At 71.7% G+C, this 17,763-nt stretch carries 14 protein-coding genes; 11 read left to right on the forward strand and 3 right to left on the reverse strand.

The genetic code is table 11. From position 1 onward, the window contains the following. Positions 1-54: 54 nt before the first annotated feature. Positions 55-1,209 carry an ADP-forming succinate--CoA ligase subunit beta gene (gene sucC, locus ER308_RS14235; RefSeq protein WP_131155597.1) on the forward strand — a complete coding sequence of 385 codons (1,155 nt, stop codon included), beginning with the start codon at positions 55-57 and terminating at the stop codon, positions 1,207-1,209. Between the two features lie 35 nt (positions 1,210-1,244). Next, complete coding sequence (gene sucD, locus ER308_RS14240; RefSeq protein ID WP_131155598.1) at positions 1,245-2,162, forward strand: succinate--CoA ligase subunit alpha; 918 nt, start codon at positions 1,245-1,247, stop codon at positions 2,160-2,162. 98 nt (positions 2,163-2,260) lie between these two features. Here the strand turns inward: sucD and trhA are convergent, their stop codons facing one another. Next, complete coding sequence (gene trhA / locus ER308_RS14245; RefSeq protein ID WP_131155599.1) at positions 2,261-2,929, reverse strand: PAQR family membrane homeostasis protein TrhA; 669 nt, start codon at positions 2,927-2,929, stop codon at positions 2,261-2,263. A 686-nt stretch (positions 2,930-3,615) separates the two neighbouring features. Here trhA and purN point away from each other — a divergent pair. The 3 genes from purN to ER308_RS14260 all read left to right on the forward strand — a co-directional run bounded on the left by purN (position 3,616) and on the right by ER308_RS14260 (position 6,343). After that, complete coding sequence (purN, locus tag ER308_RS14250) at positions 3,616-4,209, forward strand: phosphoribosylglycinamide formyltransferase (RefSeq protein ID WP_131155600.1); 594 nt, start codon at positions 3,616-3,618, stop codon at positions 4,207-4,209. Between the two features lie 39 nt (positions 4,210-4,248). Further along, positions 4,249-5,793 (forward strand): bifunctional phosphoribosylaminoimidazolecarboxamide formyltransferase/IMP cyclohydrolase, encoded by a 1,545-nt coding sequence (gene purH / locus ER308_RS14255; RefSeq protein WP_131155601.1) that lies wholly within the window; start codon positions 4,249-4,251, stop codon positions 5,791-5,793. A 118-nt stretch (positions 5,794-5,911) separates the two neighbouring features. Further along, positions 5,912-6,343: a CoA-binding protein gene (locus tag ER308_RS14260; protein ID WP_240731817.1), complete on the forward strand. Its 432-nt coding sequence runs from the start codon at positions 5,912-5,914 to the stop codon at positions 6,341-6,343. Positions 6,344-6,541: 198 nt separating this feature from the next. Here the strand turns inward: ER308_RS14260 and xylB are convergent, their stop codons facing one another. Then, complete coding sequence (gene xylB / locus ER308_RS14265; protein WP_131155603.1) at positions 6,542-7,978, reverse strand: xylulokinase; 1,437 nt, start codon at positions 7,976-7,978, stop codon at positions 6,542-6,544. Positions 7,979-8,191: 213 nt separating this feature from the next. Here xylB and ER308_RS14270 point away from each other — a divergent pair, with 213 nt between their 5' ends. Further along, positions 8,192-9,079, forward strand: coding sequence for an aldose 1-epimerase (locus tag ER308_RS14270; protein ID WP_131155604.1), 888 nt, complete (start codon positions 8,192-8,194; stop codon positions 9,077-9,079). A 9-nt stretch (positions 9,080-9,088) separates the two neighbouring features. Here ER308_RS14270 and ER308_RS14275 read toward each other — a convergent pair whose 3' ends face one another. Next, on the reverse strand, positions 9,089-10,300 hold the full coding sequence (locus ER308_RS14275; RefSeq protein ID WP_165492107.1) for an ROK family transcriptional regulator: 1,212 nt from the start codon (positions 10,298-10,300) through the stop codon (positions 9,089-9,091). Between the two features lie 393 nt (positions 10,301-10,693). Here ER308_RS14275 and ER308_RS14280 point away from each other — a divergent pair, with 393 nt between their 5' ends. From ER308_RS14280 to ER308_RS14300, 5 genes are all read left to right on the forward strand, one after another. Beyond that, positions 10,694-12,121, forward strand: coding sequence for an ABC transporter substrate-binding protein (locus ER308_RS14280; protein ID WP_131155606.1), 1,428 nt, complete (start codon positions 10,694-10,696; stop codon positions 12,119-12,121). Positions 12,122-12,237: 116 nt separating this feature from the next. Next, on the forward strand, positions 12,238-13,260 hold the full coding sequence (locus ER308_RS14285; protein ID WP_131155607.1) for a carbohydrate ABC transporter permease: 1,023 nt from the start codon (positions 12,238-12,240) through the stop codon (positions 13,258-13,260). A 4-nt stretch (positions 13,261-13,264) separates the two neighbouring features. Continuing rightward, the gene (locus ER308_RS14290; RefSeq protein ID WP_131155608.1) at positions 13,265-14,089 is read left to right on the forward strand and encodes a carbohydrate ABC transporter permease; all 825 of its coding nucleotides are present in this window, start codon (positions 13,265-13,267) and stop codon (positions 14,087-14,089) included. A gap of 51 nt (positions 14,090-14,140) precedes the next feature. Beyond that, complete coding sequence (gene xylA, locus ER308_RS14295; RefSeq protein WP_131155609.1) at positions 14,141-15,328, forward strand: xylose isomerase; 1,188 nt, start codon at positions 14,141-14,143, stop codon at positions 15,326-15,328. Between the two features lie 40 nt (positions 15,329-15,368). Then, positions 15,369-17,756, forward strand: a complete 2,388-nt coding sequence (locus ER308_RS14300; RefSeq protein ID WP_131155610.1) for a glycoside hydrolase family 3 N-terminal domain-containing protein — start codon at positions 15,369-15,371, stop codon at positions 17,754-17,756. Positions 17,757-17,763 lie beyond the last annotated feature (7 nt).

The following is a 17,763-nucleotide window of genomic DNA, read 5'->3' on the forward strand; positions in this document are numbered from 1 at the left end:
GCGCGGCCATGCCGCGGCCCAGACCCCCGACCGGCTCGACGAGGAACGCGACCGATGGACTTGATGGAGTATCAGGGCAAGGAGCTCTTCCGCTCGCACGGCATCCCCACCACGCCGCGCGGTGAGGTGACCCGCGACGCGGCGGAGGCCGAGCGCCTCGCCGCGGGCTTCGGCGGCCCGGTGATGGTCAAGGCGCAAGTGCTCACGGGCGGCCGGGGCAAGGCCGGAGGGGTGAAGTACTGCCCCGACCCGTCCGCGGCTCGCGAGGCCGCCGAGGCGATCCTCGGGCTCGACATCAGCGGGCACACCACCGAGCTCGTGCTCGTGGAGCCCGCCAGCGACATCGCCGAGGAGTACTACCTCTCGGTGTTGCACGATCGGGTCACCAAGGGCTACCTGGTGATCGCCTCGGTCGAGGGCGGTGTCGAGATCGAGGAGGTCAACCGCCGGACCCCCGAGAAGGTCGTCAAGGCCGAGCTCGACCCCACCCGGTCGCTCTCGGACCGCCAAGCGCGCGAGATCCTCGAGCAGGCGCAGTTCCCGGCGGAGGTGGTCGACGAGGCCGCGAGCCTGCTGACCCGCCTCCACCAAGGCTTCGTCGCGAGCGACGCGACCCTGTTCGAGATCAACCCGCTGATCAAGACCACCGAGGGGCGCGTGATCGCGCTCGACTCGAAGGTGTCGATCGACGGGTCCGCGTTGTTCCGCCACCCCGAGCTCGAGGGCTGGGGCGACGTGGTCGGGGGCGACAGCCGTGAGGCGCAGGCGCAGCAGAAGGGCCTGCAGTACGTCGAGCTCGACGGCGACATCGGGGTCATGGGCAACGGTGCGGGCCTCGTGATGGCGACCCTCGACGTCGTCAACGAGGCGGGGGGGCACCCCGCGAACTTCCTCGACGCCGGCGGTGGCGCCTCCGCCGAATCCATGGCCACCGGCATCGCGTTCGTGCTCGAGAACCCCGAGGTGTCAGCGATGCTCGTGAACATCTTCGGCGGCATCACCCGCTGCGACGACGTGGCCCATGGCGTGCTCGGGGCGATCGAGCAGATCGGCGGGCTCGACAAGAAGCTCGTCGTCCGGCTCGACGGCACGAACGCCGACGCGGGTCGCGACATCCTCGAGCAGGCCGGCAACCCGAACCTCGTACCCGCCGAGAAGATGGACGACGCCGCACAGAAGGTCGTCGAACTCGCCGGTGAGTCCCGCTAGGCGCCCGCCACACGCGCGCGAAGGAGAACACGACGTTGAGCATCCTGATCGACCAGCAGACGAAGGTCATCGTCCAGGGCACCGGAGCCCAGGGGACCTTCCACGCGCAGCGCAACCAGCGCTACGGCACGAACGTCGTCGGCGGTGTGCATCCCAAGAAGGGCGGGCAGACGTGGGAGGAGCTCGGGCTCCCGCTGTTCCCCAACGTGGCGGAGGCCGTGGCCGAGACCGGGGCGAACACCTCGATGATCATGGTGCCGGCCCCGTTCACCAAGGACGCGATCCTCGAGGCACACGAGGCGGGCATCGAGACGATCGTGACGGTGACCGAGGGCATGCCGGTGCACGACATGGCGGTCGTGTACAACACGTTGTACCCGCGTCGCGACGACGGGACGTTCGCGAAGGAGGGACGGCCGGTCCTCATCGGGCCGAACTGCCCGGGGATCATCAGCCCCGGCAAGGCGAACGTCGGGATCATCCCCGGTGAGATCACCATGCCCGGCAACGTCGGACTGGTCTCGCGCTCGGGGACGCTGACGTACCAGATCATGCACGAGCTCGCGCTCGCGGGGATCGGGGTGTCGACCTGTGTCGGGATCGGGGGTGACCCGATCATCGGCAGCGACTTCCTCGACGTGATCGAGCGGTTCGCCGAGGACGACGCCACGGAGGCGATCGTGTTCGTCGGCGAGATCGGTGGCACCGAGGAGCAGAAGGTCGGTCGCTGGATCGCCGACCACATCCCGCAAACGCCCGTCGTGGCCTACGTGGCCGGGTTCTCCGCGCCGCCGGGCAAGCAGATGGGCCACGCCGGAGCCATCGTGAAGGAAGGCGGCGAGGGCGGCGAGACGGCCGCGGAGAAGAAGGCCGACCTGGAGCAGCTCGGGATCTGGGTGGGTGGCAACCCGACCGAGACGGCGCAGAAGATGATCCAGGCGCTCGGCCGCTAGAGCCGGGCTCCGCGAGTGGTCCGAGGGTGGTCGTGAGTGGTCCGCGAGTCGTCGCGAGTGGCCTGCGGGTGGTCGCGAGTGGTCCGTGGGTCGCCGGGTCAGCCCAGGACGTACTGCCAGATCGCGAAGTAGTGGGCCGTGCTCGCGGCGATGACGAGCAGATGGAAGATCTCGTGGAAGCCGAGCCACGACGGGAACGGGTCGGGCCACTTGAGGGCGTAGACGACCGCACCGAGCGTATAGAAGAAGCCGCCTAGGACGATGAGTCCCACGCCCTCCCACGGGAGGGCCTGCACGATCTGGCTCATGGGGACCACCGCGAGCCAGCCCACGGCGATGTAACCGGCGGTGCTGAGCCAGCGGGGCGCGGTGAGGGGCGAGGCCGCGATGAGCGCCCCGATCCCGGCGACCCCCCACGCGACGACGAGGCTCCACGTCCGCCAGCTGCCGTCGAGCGTGTGGAAGGCGACCGGCGTGAAGGAGCCGGCGATGAACAGCTGGATCATTGCACCGTCGAACCGTGCCAGCAGCGCCCGCACACGCTGGCTCCACGGGACGAGGTGGTAGAGGCTCGACACCGTGTAGAGGCCCACGAGGGTGCTGCCGAACACGATGACCGTGGCCTGCGTGGCCAGCGCGTTCGCCGACTCCCAGAGCAGCCAGAAGCCCAGCACGGCCAGCGGAACCGCCAGCCCGTGGAAGGCGCCACGGAGCCAGGGACGCCCGTCCGGACGAGCAGCGGTGGCGAGCGTGGCAGCAGTGGTCATGGAGGGCCTCTCGAGGGCCTGGTGCCCGGTTGGGACCAAGCGGACCGTAACACGTGCGGACCGTGTCGACCGACGCGCGGGGAGCTTGAGGCTCTCCGACGTGAGGCCCACCCCGGGCCACAAGGGTCCGGTTGGCTGCCCCGTTCAACGCGCGACGGCCTGGTGGTCTTCCCGCGGAGGCCTCTGGCCGTTATGCGGCCGCTCGCGTGTCCGTTCTGCGGCCGGTCGCGCGCCTTCCGGCGGTGGGGCGGCCCCGATCGTGCGTCCGACGCGCGGTGGGGTTGCCCGCGCATCCGCGGGTAACCGCACCGCGGTTCTTGGGTCGGCGGCGTTGGGGATCTGATGGGGGTACGCGTGCCCGCGGATGCGCGGGTAACCGCACGGCGGTTCGTGGGTCGGTGGCGTTGGGGATCTGATGCGGGTACGTGTGCTCGCGGATGCGCGAGTAACCGCACCGCGGTCCGGAGGCGGACTGGCGCGCGCGGCTGCGGATCCGCGGGCGTGTTGTCGGTGGCCCGCGTTGGCCCCACAGGGCTGGCCTCAGCGTCGGGTTGAGGGATCCGGACCCCGACAGGCATGATCGCGCCGCCACCCGGCGCCGCCGCCACCCGGGCGCCGCCGCGACCCGGTTGCACCGCCACCCGGTTGCACCGCCCACCGCTGCCGCACGCCGAGGAGCGCGTCCCATGTCCTCCCGCCTCGTCGTGCTGGCATCCGGTTCGGGCTCGAACCTGCAGGCCCTGCTCGATGCCCCGGATCTGGCCCCCGAGATCGCGCTCGTCGCCAGCGACCGCGCGGGGGCCACTGCGCTGGAGCGGGCCGCTCGCGCGGGCATCGCGACGTCCTGTGTGCCCTTCCGTGGGAGCGAGGACCGCGACGCCTGGGCCGAGGAGCTCGGCGAGGCCGTCGCGGCGGCCGCCCCCGATCTCGTCGTCCTGGCCGGGTTCATGCGGGTGCTGCCGCCGCCCTTCGTGCGCCGCTGGCCGATGTTCAACGTGCACCCGTCGCTCCTGCCCGCCTTCCCGGGAGCCCGCGCGGTCGAGGCCGCGCTGGAGTGGGGGGTGAAGGTCTCCGGCGCGACGGTGCACTTCGTCGACGAGGAGGTCGACCACGGTCCGATCGTCGCCCAGGAGGCGGTGCCCGTCACTCCCGACGACGACGCGGCCAGCCTGCACGCACGCATCCAGACGGTCGAGCACCGTCTGCTCCCCGCAGCGGTCCGCCTCCACGCGGAGGGTCGGCTCCGATCGGAGGGCCGACGCGTGCACGTGGTGGACTGAAGGACGTCCCCGCGCGTTCGTCCAGAGAGGAGCATCCGCATGACCGACGTCCTCCCGGTCCGTCGCGCCCTGCTGTCGACGTACGACAAGACCGGTCTCGACGAGTTGGCGCAGGGACTCACGGAGCTCGGCGCGGGGCTCGTGTCGACGGGGTCGACCGCCCGAAGGCTGCGCGAGGCCGGCGTGCAGGTCACCGAGGTCGCCGAGGTCACCGGCTTCCCCGAGATTCTCGACGGGCGGGTCAAGACCCTGCACCCGGCGATCCATGGGGGCCTGCTCGCGAACCGGGACGAGCCGGGGCACGGTGACGCCCTCGCGCGGCACGGCATCGCGACGATCGACCTGCTCGTCGTGAACCTCTACCCGTTCGAGCAGGCGATCGCCGATCCCGCGACCGGCGACCGCGAGGCCGTCGAGATGATCGACATCGGCGGCCCGGCGATGGTGCGGGCCGCGGCGAAGAATCACCGGCACGTCGCGGTACTGACCGATCCCTCCGATTACGGACCGCTGCTGGAGGAGTTGCGACGGGACGGAGGGCTGACCGTCGCGCGCCGCCGGGAGCTCGCCGCGCGTGCGTTCGCGCACACGGCCCGCTACGACGCCGCCATCGCCGCATGGTTCGCCGGTACCGGGGAGTCCGAGGTGTTCCCGGAGACGTTCGCGACGTACACGCGGGCCGGGGAGCTGCGCTACGGCGAGAATCCCCATCAGCGGGCGGCCTACTACGTGGATGCGCAACCCTGGGGTGTCGGGTCGGCGGTGCAGCACCACGGCAAGGAGTTGTCGTACAACAACCTGCTCGACACCGACGCCGCGTGGCTCGCGGCGAGCGAGTTCAACGAGCCGTGCGTCGCGATCATCAAGCACACCAACCCGGCGGGCCTCGCGGTGGCGGACACCCTGGCCGAGGCCTACCCGCCTGCCCTGGCGGGAGACCCGGTCAGCGCCTTCGGGGGGATCGTCGCCTGCAACCGCACCGTCGACGGCGCCACCGCCGAGCGGATCGCCGAGGTGTTCACCGAGGTGGTCGTCGCGCCGGGGTACGAGCCGGAGGCGCTCGAGGTGCTCACGCAGAAGTCCGCGCTGCGGGTGCTCGAGATCGCTCGGCCCGAGGCGCCGCGGCGCGCCGCGACCCACCGGACCGTGAGCGGGGGACTGCTGGTGCAGGACCTCGACGATCCCGCCGAGGAGCCCGGTGCATGGAGCCAGGCGACCGACACGGCCCCGGACGAGGGCACGCGTCGGGACCTCGTCTTCGCGTGGCGCGCGGTCAAGCACGTCAAGTCGAACGCGATCGTCCTCGCCCGTGACGGCGCGATCGTCGGTGTCGGGGCGGGGCAGATGTCCCGGGTGGACAGCGTCCGGCTCGCCGTCGACAAGGCGGGGGAGCGGGCGCAGGGAGCGGTGCTCGCGAGCGACGCGTTCTTCCCGTTCAGCGACGGACCCGAGGCGGCCCTGGAGGCGGGGATCCGCGGCATCGTGCAGCCGGGGGGTTCCAAGCGCGACGCCGACACGGTCGCCGTCTGCGACGAGCACGCCGTGCCGATGCTGCTCACCGGGGTCCGCCACTTCCGGCACTGACGGATCAGGCTCGATCGTCGCGGTTGGCGGGCCCCCGGACTCACGCACGGTGCGCCGGGGAATGCTGTGTCGGCCGTCCCCGTTGGGGACGGGGCCGCCGACGACTTGGAGCGCGACCGTGAGGACCCCGGACGAACCCACCGCCGTCGCTGATCGCATCCTCGACCGCTACCGGACCTTCGCCGTGGTCGGTGCGTCGAACAGGCCGAACCGTCCCAGCCACGGGGTGATGGGCGTGCTCGAACGCCACGGGTACCACGTGATCCCGGTGACCCCGACGGCGTCCGAGGTGCGCGGTCACCAGGCGTATCCCGCCCTCGCCTCGGTCCCGGAGCCCATCGACGTGGTCGACATCTTCCGCCGGTCGGACGCCGCGGGGGAGCACGTCGACGAGGCCGTCGCCGTGGGTGCGAGGGCCGTGTGGATGCAGCTGGGGGTGATCGACGAGGCCGCGGCACAGCGGGCACGAGACGCCGGACTCGAGGTCGTGATGGATCGCTGCCCCGCGATCGAGCTGAGCCGGCGGGAGGGCGAGCGAGCCTCGGCCTGAGCGCGGGTCCTTCGCCGACGGGCCGATCTACCGACGGGCTCGTTTCCGGTGAGGAGTACGGCGCGCGGCCCCGGACAAGGGAGCTCGTGGGCGTTGTTCCGCGAGGCCGGGGCCGATCACTATCCCGTCGGCGCGGACGGGACCCACGCCGCGGTCAGCCCGCGGGTGCCGTAGGGGGCTGCGGCGGCCGTTGGCCGCTCACCCGAACGGTTCCTCCAGCAGCGGCGCCGCCTTCGACACGACCGACCGCAGCCGTGCGAGCGCCTCCTCGTCGCGGGGCACCGCGGGGAGCTCATCCCCCGCGGCATGGTCCCAGTCGCGGGCGACGTCGACGGGTTCGCGGCCGGTCAGCGCGGCCGCGGCCTGGGCGGCGGCCCCCAGCGCGACGTGCTCCTCGGTGGACGGCACGCGCAGGGCGCGGCCGGAGAGGGCCCGCACGATCGATCTCCAGGCCTCCCCGCGCGCCCCACCACCGACCAGGATCAGCGGGGCCGAGGGGTCGAGGCCGGAGCCGAGCGCGTCGAGCTCGTCGAGGCCCGCGAGGAGCGCCCCGGCGGCGCCCTCGTACGCGGCGCGCAGCACGGCCTCGGGCGGCGTGTCGTGCCGCAACCCCACGAGCGTGCCGGTCGCTCCGGGGTGGTTCGGGGTCCGCTCCCCGTCGAGGTAGGGCAGCAGGGTGACGTCCGTGCGGTCGGCGATCGCGTCCCGCTCGAGCCCGAGGAGAGCGGCGATCCGGTCGACCGCGAGGGTGCAGTTGAGCGTGCACGCGAGGGGCAGCCAGCGGCCGGTCGCGTCGGCGAACCCCGCGACGGTGCCGCTGGGGTCGACGACGGGTTGCTCGCTGACGGCGTAGACCGTGCCGCTCGTGCCGAGGCTCATGACCGGAGTGCCGGGGGCGACGCCGAGCGCGAGTGCGGCGGCCATGTTGTCGCCGGTGCCGGCCCCGACCGGGATCCCGCGGGGCAGGCCGAACCGCTCGGCGCCCCGGTGATCGACCTCGCCGGCAGGGTCGGCCGGGCCGTGCACGGGAGGCAGCGCCGCGACGTCGAGCTCGAGCCGTTCGAGGAGCTCTTCGTCGTAGCTCTCGGAGTGACTCGACCACCAGCCTGTCCCGGACGCGTCGCCGCGGTCGGTCGTCGGCGATCCGACCAGCTGGCCGTTCAGCCAGTCGTGGGGCAGGCAGACCCCGCTGGCCGCGGCGGCGCGTGCGGGCTCGTGCTCCCGAAGCCACGCCCATTTCGTCGCGGTGATGGAGGCGACCGGCACGACGCCGACGCGCTCGGCCCACGCTCGCGCGCCCCCCAGGGCGACGGTGAGCCGCTCGGCCTGCGGGGCCGAGCGCGTGTCGTTCCACAAGAGGGCCGGCCGCAAGGGCTCGCCGTCGGCGTCGTGCACGACGAGGCCGTGCTGCTGACCCCCGACGGCGATGGCGGCGAGCTCCCCGGCCCGTCCGGTCGCCCGCAGGGCGTGTCCCAGCGCCTCCCTCCAGACGCCGGGGTCGGTCTCGCGCGCCCCGTCCGTACCGGTCACCTCGTGTGGTGCGTCGCCCCGTGCGACGATGTGGCCGCCGTCGGCATCCACCACGACGACCTTGGTCGCCTGCGTCGAGCAGTCCGCGCCTGCGACGAGGGGCATCGTGTCGCTCCTCCCGTGGTGTCACCGGGGCCGCACGTCGGTCGTGTGGCGCGTGGGGCCGACTGCGCCGATCCGTCCGCCGGATCGGGCGGATCGTCCGCCGGCACCTTAGCAGCCATTTGTTGACACGATCGACATATCGTGGGTCGGGTGCGAGAGTGTGCGGCTCGAACCGAGGGGCGGGAGGGGAGTGCCGATGCACCGGGTGGCGCTATGAACGGGCCGGTCACGCTCGTGGCGGGCGAGGACCGTGTCACGATCGATCCCGCCGCGGGCGGGCGCCTGACCTCGTTCGTCGCGGGCGGGCGGGAGCGTCTGCTCACCGCACCGGGCGACCCGAGCGATGTCGATCAGCGCCGAAGTGGTTGGGGGTGCTTCCTCATGGCTCCCTGGGTCGGGCGCCTCGCGCAGGCACGGCTGCCGGACGGTCGGACGGTGCCCGCGACCTGCGGCGCCCACGCCATCCACGGCACCGCGCTCGACGTCCCGTGGTCGGTCACCGGGCCGGCCCCCGGACCAGCGCCCGAGCCCCCGACGTCGGCCCGGCTCACGTGCGAGCTGTCCGGCGGAGGGTGGCCGTGGAGCGCGTCGGTCGACGTGGAGGCCCGGATCCGGCCCGGCGAGCTCGAGCTCGTGGTCACCCTCACCGCCCACGAGGGCCCGATGCCCGCCGCGGTCGGCTGGCACCCGTGGTTCGCCCGGCCGAACACCGGCGACGTCGCCCTGGAGCTCGCGGCCGAACGTGTCCTCGTCACGGACGGCGAGCTGCTGCCCGACGGCACGGCCGCGCCGGCCGAGGGAGCGCTCGATCTGCGGGACGCGCCCCCGCTCGGCGCGCGGCGGCTCGACGACTGCTTCATCGACGTCGCCGAGCCCGCCCGCGTGCGCTGGCCGGATCTCGTCCTGGACCTCGCCATGGGCGCGGAGGTCTACGTCGTCCACACGCCAGCCCACGGGTTCTGCGTCGAGCCGCAGACCGCCTGGCCCGACGCCGCGAACCTCTCGGCCGCGGGTGTCCCGGGCACCGGCCACGCGCAGCTGGCGGCCGGCGAGCAGCTCACCACGACGACGCGTTGGGTGTGGCAGGAGGTCCCCGGGTAGCGACGCCGGTCACCGGTCCGGGTCGTCGATCAGCGCGCGCAGCAGGACACCGGCACCGCCCCGGACGGGCGCACCGCCGATGATCCGGGAGCGCAGGACCTCCACGGGTGCCCAATGCGCGGCCAACACGCGGTGTCGGATCTCGCGCGCGATCGGTTCGTGCAGCCACGGGTGCAGGGGGGTGAAGTACCCGCCCAGCACGACCACCGGGGCACCGATCAGGTTGATCGAGGACGCGAGCGCGATCCCGAGACGGCTGCCGATGTCCTCGAGCGCTGCCAGGATCCGGGCGTCGCCGTTCGTGGCGGCCGCGGCGATCTCCGGGACGGGGTGCACGGGCGCCGTGGGGGACGTGAGGCGCACGTCCCGTGGGCTGTACCCCGACTGCCGGAGCAGGGCCCGCAGCCCCGCGAACGTCTCCACGCATCCCCGGCTCCCGCAGGCGCAGGACGGCCCGTCGGGGGCGAGCGTCATGTGACCCAGCTCGCCGCCGAATCCGGTCCCGCCCCGGTACAGCTCGCCCCCGGTCACGAGTCCGGCCCCCACGCCCGCGTAGCCCGAGACGTAAACGAAGTCGGGCGTGTCACGGCCGGCGGACTCCCACCGCTCCGCGAGCGCCGCCAGGTTCGCCTCGTTCTCCAGTCGGACCTCGAGCGCACCCCCCAGGTGATCGCGCAGCAACCGGGCGACGGGCACGCGCCCCCACCGCAGGTTCGGCGCGACGATGAGCTCCCCCCGAGTGGGGTCGACGAGCCCGGGCAACCCGACCGTGACCCCGACGGGCCGCAGACCACCGGCCCGCAGGCGCTCGAGGGGGCGCGAGACGAGGGCGCCGAGGGCCTCGATCGTCTCTCCGGGGTCCTCGCCCCGGTTCTCACGGCGGAGGAAACCCTCGTCCCGCACCCGGCCGAGCAGGTCGATCGCCGCGAACGACAGGTGATCCACGCTGACCTCGAGGCCGAGCGCCACGAACGTATCCCCGTCGAGTCCGATCGCCCGGCCCGGGCGGCCCGCCCCGCGGGTGGGCCGCTCCCCGTTCTCGCGGACGAGGCCCCGCGCCAGCAGCTCGCCGACCAGGCTCGAGACCGTCGACTTGTTGAGGGCGGTGGCGGCGACGATCTCCGCCCGGGAGACAGTGCCCCGGTCAGCGACGGTGCGCAGCACCAGGCCGAGGTTGTGCCGCCGCATGTTCCTGGGGCTGAGGGCGGTGGGGGGCGCCATGGTTCGCTCCTCCCACTCCTCGCCGACCGGGAACGTTCGCCGTCCACGTACCAATATACGGAAGAATCGGTCGCGGGCGGGGCGGTTGTCACGGACGGGTGTGATGAGCCGTGGACCTCCGACGATCGATCGCGGGGACGGTGCGACCACGGTTTCCCCGCGGCGTTCGGGCCCGCCGACGGCCGGATGGGGCGGCCGTGTCTGCCGCATGGTGGGGTGACGGCTGGTCGAGATCGCTCGGAATCGTGGGACCAAACGCCTTGACATCCTCGTAATGGGCTCGTAGCCTCCATATTAGTTGTCTGCAACTACATATTGTCGAGCAGGAGTCCGAGCAGGACCCCGAGCCAGTGAGGACGGGCTGGAGTCGGACTCGGGCATGGAGGGAATCGCATGTCGATGCACATCCCCGCAATCCCGGCTAGGACCCCGCGCGTCCTGCTCTCCGTGCTGGCGGTGCTGGCGCTGCTCGTGGCGGCCTGCACCGGCGGCGTGGACGAGGAGGTCGCCGATGACGCCGGCGACGAGGAGCCGGACGCCGAGACCGATGACTCCGAAGACCCCGATGAGGCGGAGGACGCCGACGACGGCGAGCCCGACGAGGCCTCGGACGAGGAGGGCGAACTGTCGCTCTGGTACCTCGACGACCACGAGCCGCAGGTGGCCGATGCGGTCGAGCGGTTCAACGAGGAGTACCCGGACGTCGAGGTCGACGCACGCCCGGTGGAGAACGACCCGTACAAGACCGAGCTGCAGACCGCGATGGGTACCGACGCGCAGCCCGACGTGTTCCACAACTGGACCGGCGGTGGCCTGGCGCAGTATGTGGACGCAGGGCTCGTCGAGCCGATGACCGACTACATGGAGGAGAACCCCGACTGGGCGGACGAGCTCGCCGACCCCGCGATCGACTCGGGCACGATCGACGGCGAGGTCTACGCGGCGCCGACCATCCTCGGCGCGGCGTACATGTGGTACCGCACCGACATCTTCGACGAGCACGGCCTCGAGCCGCCCGAGACCTACGACGAGTTCCTCGAGATCATCGAGACCCTGCAGGACGAGGGGCTCGCGCCCATCTCCCTGGCGAACGGCCCGCAGTGGCCCGGCGCCTTCTGGTTCATCTACTTCTCCGCCCGTCACGGCGGCCCCGAGCCCTTCCTCGACGCCTTCAACCGCGAGGAGGGCGGCACGTTCGAGGACGAGTCGTTCGTCGAGGCGGGTGAGAGCCTCCAGGAGCTCGTCGAGATGGACGCCTTCGTCGAGGGCTTCAACGGGCTCGAGTACGACACGGGCGATTCCCGTGCCCCCCTCTACGCCGGCGATGCCGCCATGGAGCTCATGGGCGACTGGAACATGAACGCTATCCGGGACGAGGCGCCCGACATGGAGGACGACTTCGACTTCTTCGAGTTCCCGGCGATCGAGGACGGCACCGGTGAGCAGGACGTGCTCGTCGGTGGCGCGAACGGCGCCTTCTCGGTGTCCGAAGCCGTGGACGATCCCGACCTCGCCTTCGAGTTGGTGCGGTACCTGAGCGACTCGCAGTCCGCGCAGATCGTGGTCGACGAGGCGCTCGGGACGCCGGCCAGGACCGACGGGGTCGAGATCGAGGACCCGGTCGTGCAACGCTTCGTCGACACCATCGATGGTGCCGACCACCTGCAGCACTACTACGACCAGTTCCTGCCGCCGGACATGGCGGCCACGCACCTCGAGACCACGCAGCAGCTCTTCGGGCTCGACATCACGCCCGAGGAGGCTGCCGCGGAGATGGAGGCCGAGGCCGAGGCCGGCGGCCTGGAAGAGGAAGTGGAGTGACCCTCATCCGCCCGGCGCTGGTCGTGCCGGGTGGGTCCTGATCGACACTGCCCGTCGGAAGTCCACGTGGTGGGGACGCGGAGCGCGTCCCCACCACGTGGGTCGGGAGCGAGGCGATGAGCGAACCACGACCGCAGGGCCCGGAGGTGGTCGCGGCCCCTTCGGGCCAGCGCGGTGCCACGGCACAGGAGCCGCATGTGGCCGCGCAGCCGACCCGCGGCGCGGCGGAGGTCGAGTCGGGTGAGGCTGGTCACCGGCGCGGCAAGCTGAGCGAACGCGACGGGCCGGCGATCATCATGTTCCTGGCTCCGGCCGCGCTGGTCTACGTGGTCTTCGTGGTCTGGCCGATCCTCAATTCCTTCTACTTCAGCACGCTCGAGTGGGACGGGATCAGCGAACCGGTCTTCGTCGGTCTCCAGAACTTCCGGGAGATCATCGGTGACTCGGTGGCGTGGCTCTCGCTGCGGAACAACATCGTCGTCGTGCTCGCGTCGCTGGCGTTCCAGCTCCCCATCGGCTTGGCGCTGGCCCTGCTGCTGATCAGTCCGATCCGCGGTACGCGGGTGTTGCGCACGGTGTTCTTCCTGCCGCTGCTCATGTCGACCGTCGCCATCGGGATCCTGTGGTCGACGATGTACAACCCGACTTTCGGGGTGGTGAACCGAGCGCTCGAGGCCGTCGGCCTCGGCGCGCTGACCCAGCCGTGGCTGGGTCAGCCGAGCACCGCGTTGCCCGCCCTCATCGTCGTCATCTGTTGGCAGTTCATTCCGTTCTACATGATCCTCTACCGCGCGGGACTCACGGCGATCCCCGAGGAGGTGAACGAGGCCGCGGCGGTGGACGGGGCCAAGCCCTGGTCGCGGATCCGCTACGTGACTCTGCCGCTGCTCAAGGGGACGACCCGCACGGCGGTCCTGCTGGCGGTGATCGGCTCCCTCAAGTACTTCGACCTGATCTACATCATGACCGGTGGCGGGCCGGGCCGGGCCACCGAGGTCCTCGCCACCTACATGTACGGTCAGGCCTTCACCCGCGGGAACATGGGCTACGGCAGCGCGATCGCGGTGGTGCTGTTCGTGCTGGCGATGGTGGCCACGTTGCTGGTGCTGCACCAGACCCGCCAGGTCGAGGAGGACTAGGGCGATGGTCAAGCGGCACCTGATCCGGTTCGCGCCCCTCTACCTGCTGGCGGCGATCGCGACGCTGTTCGCGCTCTACCCCTTCCTGTTCATGATCCAGACGGCCCTGCGCACGCAGGGGGAGTTCCTGCAGGGGCCGTTGGGCCTGCCCCTGCCCCCGACGTTCGAGAACCTCGAGTTCGTCCTGTCGGCGCAGTTCCTGCGGTACTTCCTGAACAGCATCGTGGTCTCGACGATCTCGGTGGGCGCGGCGACGCTGTTCGGCGCGATGGCGGCCTACCCCCTCGCGCTCATGAAGTTCCGGTCCAATCGCGTGATCTACGTGGCGTTCATCGCCGGCCTCATGATCCCGATCCACGCGATCATCATCCCGGTGTTCGTTCTCACCCTGCAGATCGGGCTCTACGACTCGATCTGGGCGCTCGTCGGCCCGTACATCGGGTTCAGCCTGCCGATCACGGTCCTGATCCTGACCGAGTTCTTCCGCGGCCTGCCCCGGGAGATCCTCGAGGCGGCCAGCGTCGACGGGGCCGGCCACTTCCGCCGGTTCTGGAGCGTGCTGCTGCCCCTGGCCAAGCCCGCCGTCGCGACCGTGTCGATCTACAACCTGATCTTCATCTGGAACGAGTTCATCTTCGCGTTGACCCTCACGTCGTCGAGGAGCAACGCGACGCTGCCGGTGGGGCTCCGAGAGCTGTTCGGCCAGTTCGGTGTCAACGTGCCCGCCGTCATGATGGCCCTCACCGCAGCCAGCCTCCCCGTGCTGATCTTCTACTTCTTCGCGCAGGACCGCGTGATGCAAGGGCTCACGGCCGGCGCGGTCAAGTAGCCCCGATGCCACGAGACCGCGCCGCTGCGCGCCCCCGACAAGGAGTGCTCCATGCCCGTTGAACCGTCCCCCGAGAACAAGTTCAGCTTCGGTCTGTGGACCGTCGGGTGGCAGGCCCGTGACCCCTTCGGCGAGCCGACCCGAGCTGCCCTCGACCCCGTCGAGACCGTGCACCGGCTGGCGGAGATCGGAGCGTGGGGGGTGACCTTCCACGACGACGATCTGGTGCCCTTCGCCTCGGACGAGGCGGAACGCGAACGCCACGTGAAGCGCTTCCGGGAGGCCCTCGAGGAGACCGGGCTCGTCGTGCCGATGGCGACGACCAACCTCTTCGGTCACCCCGTCTTCAAGGACGGCGCGCTCACCAGCAACGACCGCTCGGTGCGCCGGTTCGCCCTGCGCAAGGTCATGCGCAACCTCGACCTCGCCGCGGAGCTGGGGGCCTCCACCTACGTGTTCTGGGGCGGCCGCGAGGGCTCGGAGATCGATGCGGCCAAGGATTCCTACGCCGCGCTCGAGCGGTACCGCGAGGGGATCGACACGCTCGCGCAGTACGTGACCGAGCGGGGCCACGGCCTGCGGTTCGCGCTGGAGCCCAAGCCCAACGAGCCGCGCGGTGACCTCCTGCTGCCGACGGTCGGGCACATGCTCGCGTTCATCTCCACGCTCGACCACGCCGACATGGTCGGCGTGAACCCCGAGGTGGGGCACGAGCAGATGGCCAACCTGAACGTGGTGCACGGCGTCGCGCAGGCCCTGTGGCAGGGCAAGCTGTTCCACATCGACCTGAACGGCCAGCACGGGCCGAAGTTCGACCAGGACCTCGTGTTCGGGCACGGCGACGTGCAGAGCGCGTTCTACCTCGTCGACCTGCTCGAGCACGGACCGCTGGGCGGAGGGCCCACCTACGACGGCCCGCGCCATTTCGACTTCAAGCCGCTGCGCACCGAGGATCCTCGTGCGGTGTGGGCCTCGGCGGCGTCGAACATGCGCACCTACCTGCTGCTGAAGGAGCGGGCGGCGGCGTTCCGGGCCGACCCCGAGGTGCAGCAGCTGCTCGCGAGCGGCAAGGTCACCGAGCTCGCCACGCCGACGTTGGCGCCCGGCGAGACCCCCGAGGAGTTGCTGGGGGACACCTCGGCGTTCGAGCGTTTCGACGCCGACGGGGTCGGTGCCCGCGGTTACGGGTTCGTGGAGCTCGACCAGCTCGCGCTCGAGCACCTGCTCGGGGCCCGATGACCCTCGTCCGTGGGCCCTACACGTGGGCCGAGGAGACGCGATGACCAGCACCCATGAGGCGGGCCTCCCGCCCTACGCCGACGCGTCGACACCCGTGGCGCAGCGGGTGGACGACCTGCTCGCGCGGATGACGCGGGAGGAGAAGCTCGCGCAGCTCGGCAGCGCCTGGGCGTTCGAGCTGCTGCGGGAGGGCGAGTTCGCCCCCGACCGCGCCGGTGAGCTGCTCGGGCACGGCCTCGGTCAGGTGACGAGGATCTCGGGCGCCACGAACGCGGGTGCCCGCGAGGCGGCGGGGCTCGCCAACCGGATCCAGCGCCACCTCGTCGAGGAGACCCGGCTGGGGATCCCCGCGATCGTGCACGAGGAGAACTGCTCGGGGCTCATGGCACGGGAGTCGACGATGTTCCCGCAGGCCATCGGGGTCGCGAGCACCTGGGATCCCGGGCTGAACGAGCGCATCGCCGGCGTGATCCGCGAGCAGATGCGGGCCGTCGGGGCCCATCAGGGGCTGTCGCCGGTCCTCGACGTGTGCCGGGACGCTCGGTGGGGGCGTCTCGAGGAGACCTACGGCGAGGACCCGCATCTCGTCGCGCGCATGGGCGTGGCCTTCGTCCGCGGTCTCCAGGAAGGGTCACCCGGCGCCGGGGACCAGCGCGCGCACACCGGCGAGGGCGTGGTCGCCACCGGCAAGCACTTCGTCGGCTACGGGGCGTCCGAGGGCGGCATGAACTGGGCGCCCGCGCACATCCCCGCGCGCGAGCTGCGCGAGATCCATCTCCACCCGTTCGAGGCGGCCGTCCGCGAGGGCGGACTCCGATCGATCATGAACGCCTACCACGAGCTCGACGGGATACCGTGCGGCGCGAGCCGCGAGCTGCTCACCGACGTCCTGCGTGGCCAGTGGGGGTTCGACGGCACCGTCGTGGCCGACTACTTCTCGGTCGACCAGCTCGCCCACTATCATCGTCTGGCCGCCGACAAGTCCGAGGCGGCGGCGATGGCGCTCCGCGCGGGCATCGACGTCGAGCTGCCCAGCACCGACTGTTACGCGACCCCTCTGGCCGAAGCGCTCGATCGACACCGGGTGGACGCGGCCCACGTCGACGCGGCGGTCGCCCGGGTCCTGCGCCAGAAGTTCGAGCTGGGCCTGTTCGAGCGACCGTACGTCGACGTGGACGCGGCACCGACGGCGATGAACGCCGCGCCGCACCAGTCGCTCGCGCTGGAGACGGCACGCCGCAGCCTCGTGCTGCTCAAGAACGACGGCGACCTGTTGCCGCTCCCCGACACGCACCGGACGGTCGCGGTGATCGGGCCGAACGCGGACGCCGCCCGGCACCTGCTGGGGGACTACACCTACCCGGCGCACATCGAGACACTGCTCGAGACCCGGGAGGATGGTGCGTTCGGGGTCACGCTGCCCGACGACCATCAGGTCGAGGCGTCGGTCGGCGACGTACCCACCGTCCTCGACGAGCTACGAGCCCGGCTCGGCGAGCGCGTGCGGCACGCCCGTGGCTGCGACGTGAACACCAGCGACACGAGCGGGATCGCGGAAGCAGCGGCGCTCGCCGCCCAGTCGGACGTCGTGGTCCTGGTCGTCGGCGACAAGTCGGGTCTGACCGACGGCTGCACGAGCGGCGAGGCCCGCGACCGCGCCTCGCTGGACCTGCCCGGTGCGCAGGAGGCGCTCGCGCGCGAGGTCGTGGCCACGGGCACCCCCGTGGTCGTGGTGCTCGTTGCGGGCCGGCCCTGCGGCAGCCCGTGGCTGCACGAACAGTGCGCCGCGGTGCTGATGGCGTGGCTGCCCGGCCAAGCCGGCGGACGGGCCATCGCCGAGACCCTGACCGGTGCGGTCAACCCGAGCGGCAAGCTGCCGGTCTCGTATCCGGAGACCGTCGGACAGGTCCCGGTCTTCTACAACCACAAGGTCTCCGGCGGGCGGTCGCACTGGAAGGGGGACTACGTAGATGCCCCGAGCCGTCCGCGTTATCCGTTCGGCCACGGGTTGACGTACACCTCGTTCGTCGTCGAGGCCACGCGGATCGCCGAGGCCACCCTGCCCACGGACGGCACGGCGACGATCGAGGTCACGGTCGCCAACCGTGGTGCGCTTGCCGGGGAGGACGTCGTGCAGCTCTACGTACGCGATCCGGCGGCGAGCGTCACTCGGCCGGTGCGCGAGCTGAAGGCGTTCGCCCGCGTGGAGGCGGCGCCGGGGGAGACCCGGCGGATCGCGTTCGGCTTGCCGGGTGCGCTGCTTGGGTTCCACGGCGAGGATCTCGGCTACGTGGTCGAACCCGGCGAGGTGGAGGTCTCCGTCGGGCTCTCGTCCGCGGATCGGGTGCCCGCGGGGACCCTCACGCTCGTGGCCGGGGAGGAGGCGGAGCCCGCCAAGGTGTTCGCGGGGACGGTGACGCTCGACTGAGCCCGAG

The sequence above is a fragment of the Egibacter rhizosphaerae genome, from assembly GCF_004322855.1.
Lineage (GTDB): Bacteria > Actinomycetota > Nitriliruptoria > Euzebyales > Egibacteraceae > Egibacter > Egibacter rhizosphaerae.

Excerpts from the sequence above, each read along its gene's own strand:
- xylB (WP_131155603.1), bottom strand. The coding sequence starts at position 7,978 with ATGCCCCTCGTCGCAGGCGCGGACTGCTCGACGCAGGCGACCAAGGTC.
- ER308_RS14300 (WP_131155610.1), top strand. The coding sequence starts at position 15,369 with ATGACCAGCACCCATGAGGCGGGCCTCCCGCCCTACGCCGACGCGTCG.
- ER308_RS14285 (WP_131155607.1), top strand. The coding sequence starts at position 12,238 with ATGAGCGAACCACGACCGCAGGGCCCGGAGGTGGTCGCGGCCCCTTCG.
- purH (WP_131155601.1), top strand. The coding sequence starts at position 4,249 with ATGACCGACGTCCTCCCGGTCCGTCGCGCCCTGCTGTCGACGTACGAC.
- ER308_RS14290 (WP_131155608.1), top strand. The coding sequence starts at position 13,265 with ATGGTCAAGCGGCACCTGATCCGGTTCGCGCCCCTCTACCTGCTGGCG.
- ER308_RS14280 (WP_131155606.1), top strand. The coding sequence starts at position 10,694 with ATGTCGATGCACATCCCCGCAATCCCGGCTAGGACCCCGCGCGTCCTG.
- xylA (WP_131155609.1), top strand. The coding sequence starts at position 14,141 with ATGCCCGTTGAACCGTCCCCCGAGAACAAGTTCAGCTTCGGTCTGTGG.
- ER308_RS14270 (WP_131155604.1), top strand. The coding sequence starts at position 8,192 with ATGAACGGGCCGGTCACGCTCGTGGCGGGCGAGGACCGTGTCACGATC.
- purN (WP_131155600.1), top strand. The coding sequence starts at position 3,616 with ATGTCCTCCCGCCTCGTCGTGCTGGCATCCGGTTCGGGCTCGAACCTG.
- sucC (WP_131155597.1), top strand. The coding sequence starts at position 55 with ATGGACTTGATGGAGTATCAGGGCAAGGAGCTCTTCCGCTCGCACGGC.
- trhA (WP_131155599.1), bottom strand. The coding sequence starts at position 2,929 with ATGACCACTGCTGCCACGCTCGCCACCGCTGCTCGTCCGGACGGGCGT.
- ER308_RS14275 (WP_165492107.1), bottom strand. The coding sequence starts at position 10,300 with ATGGCGCCCCCCACCGCCCTCAGCCCCAGGAACATGCGGCGGCACAAC.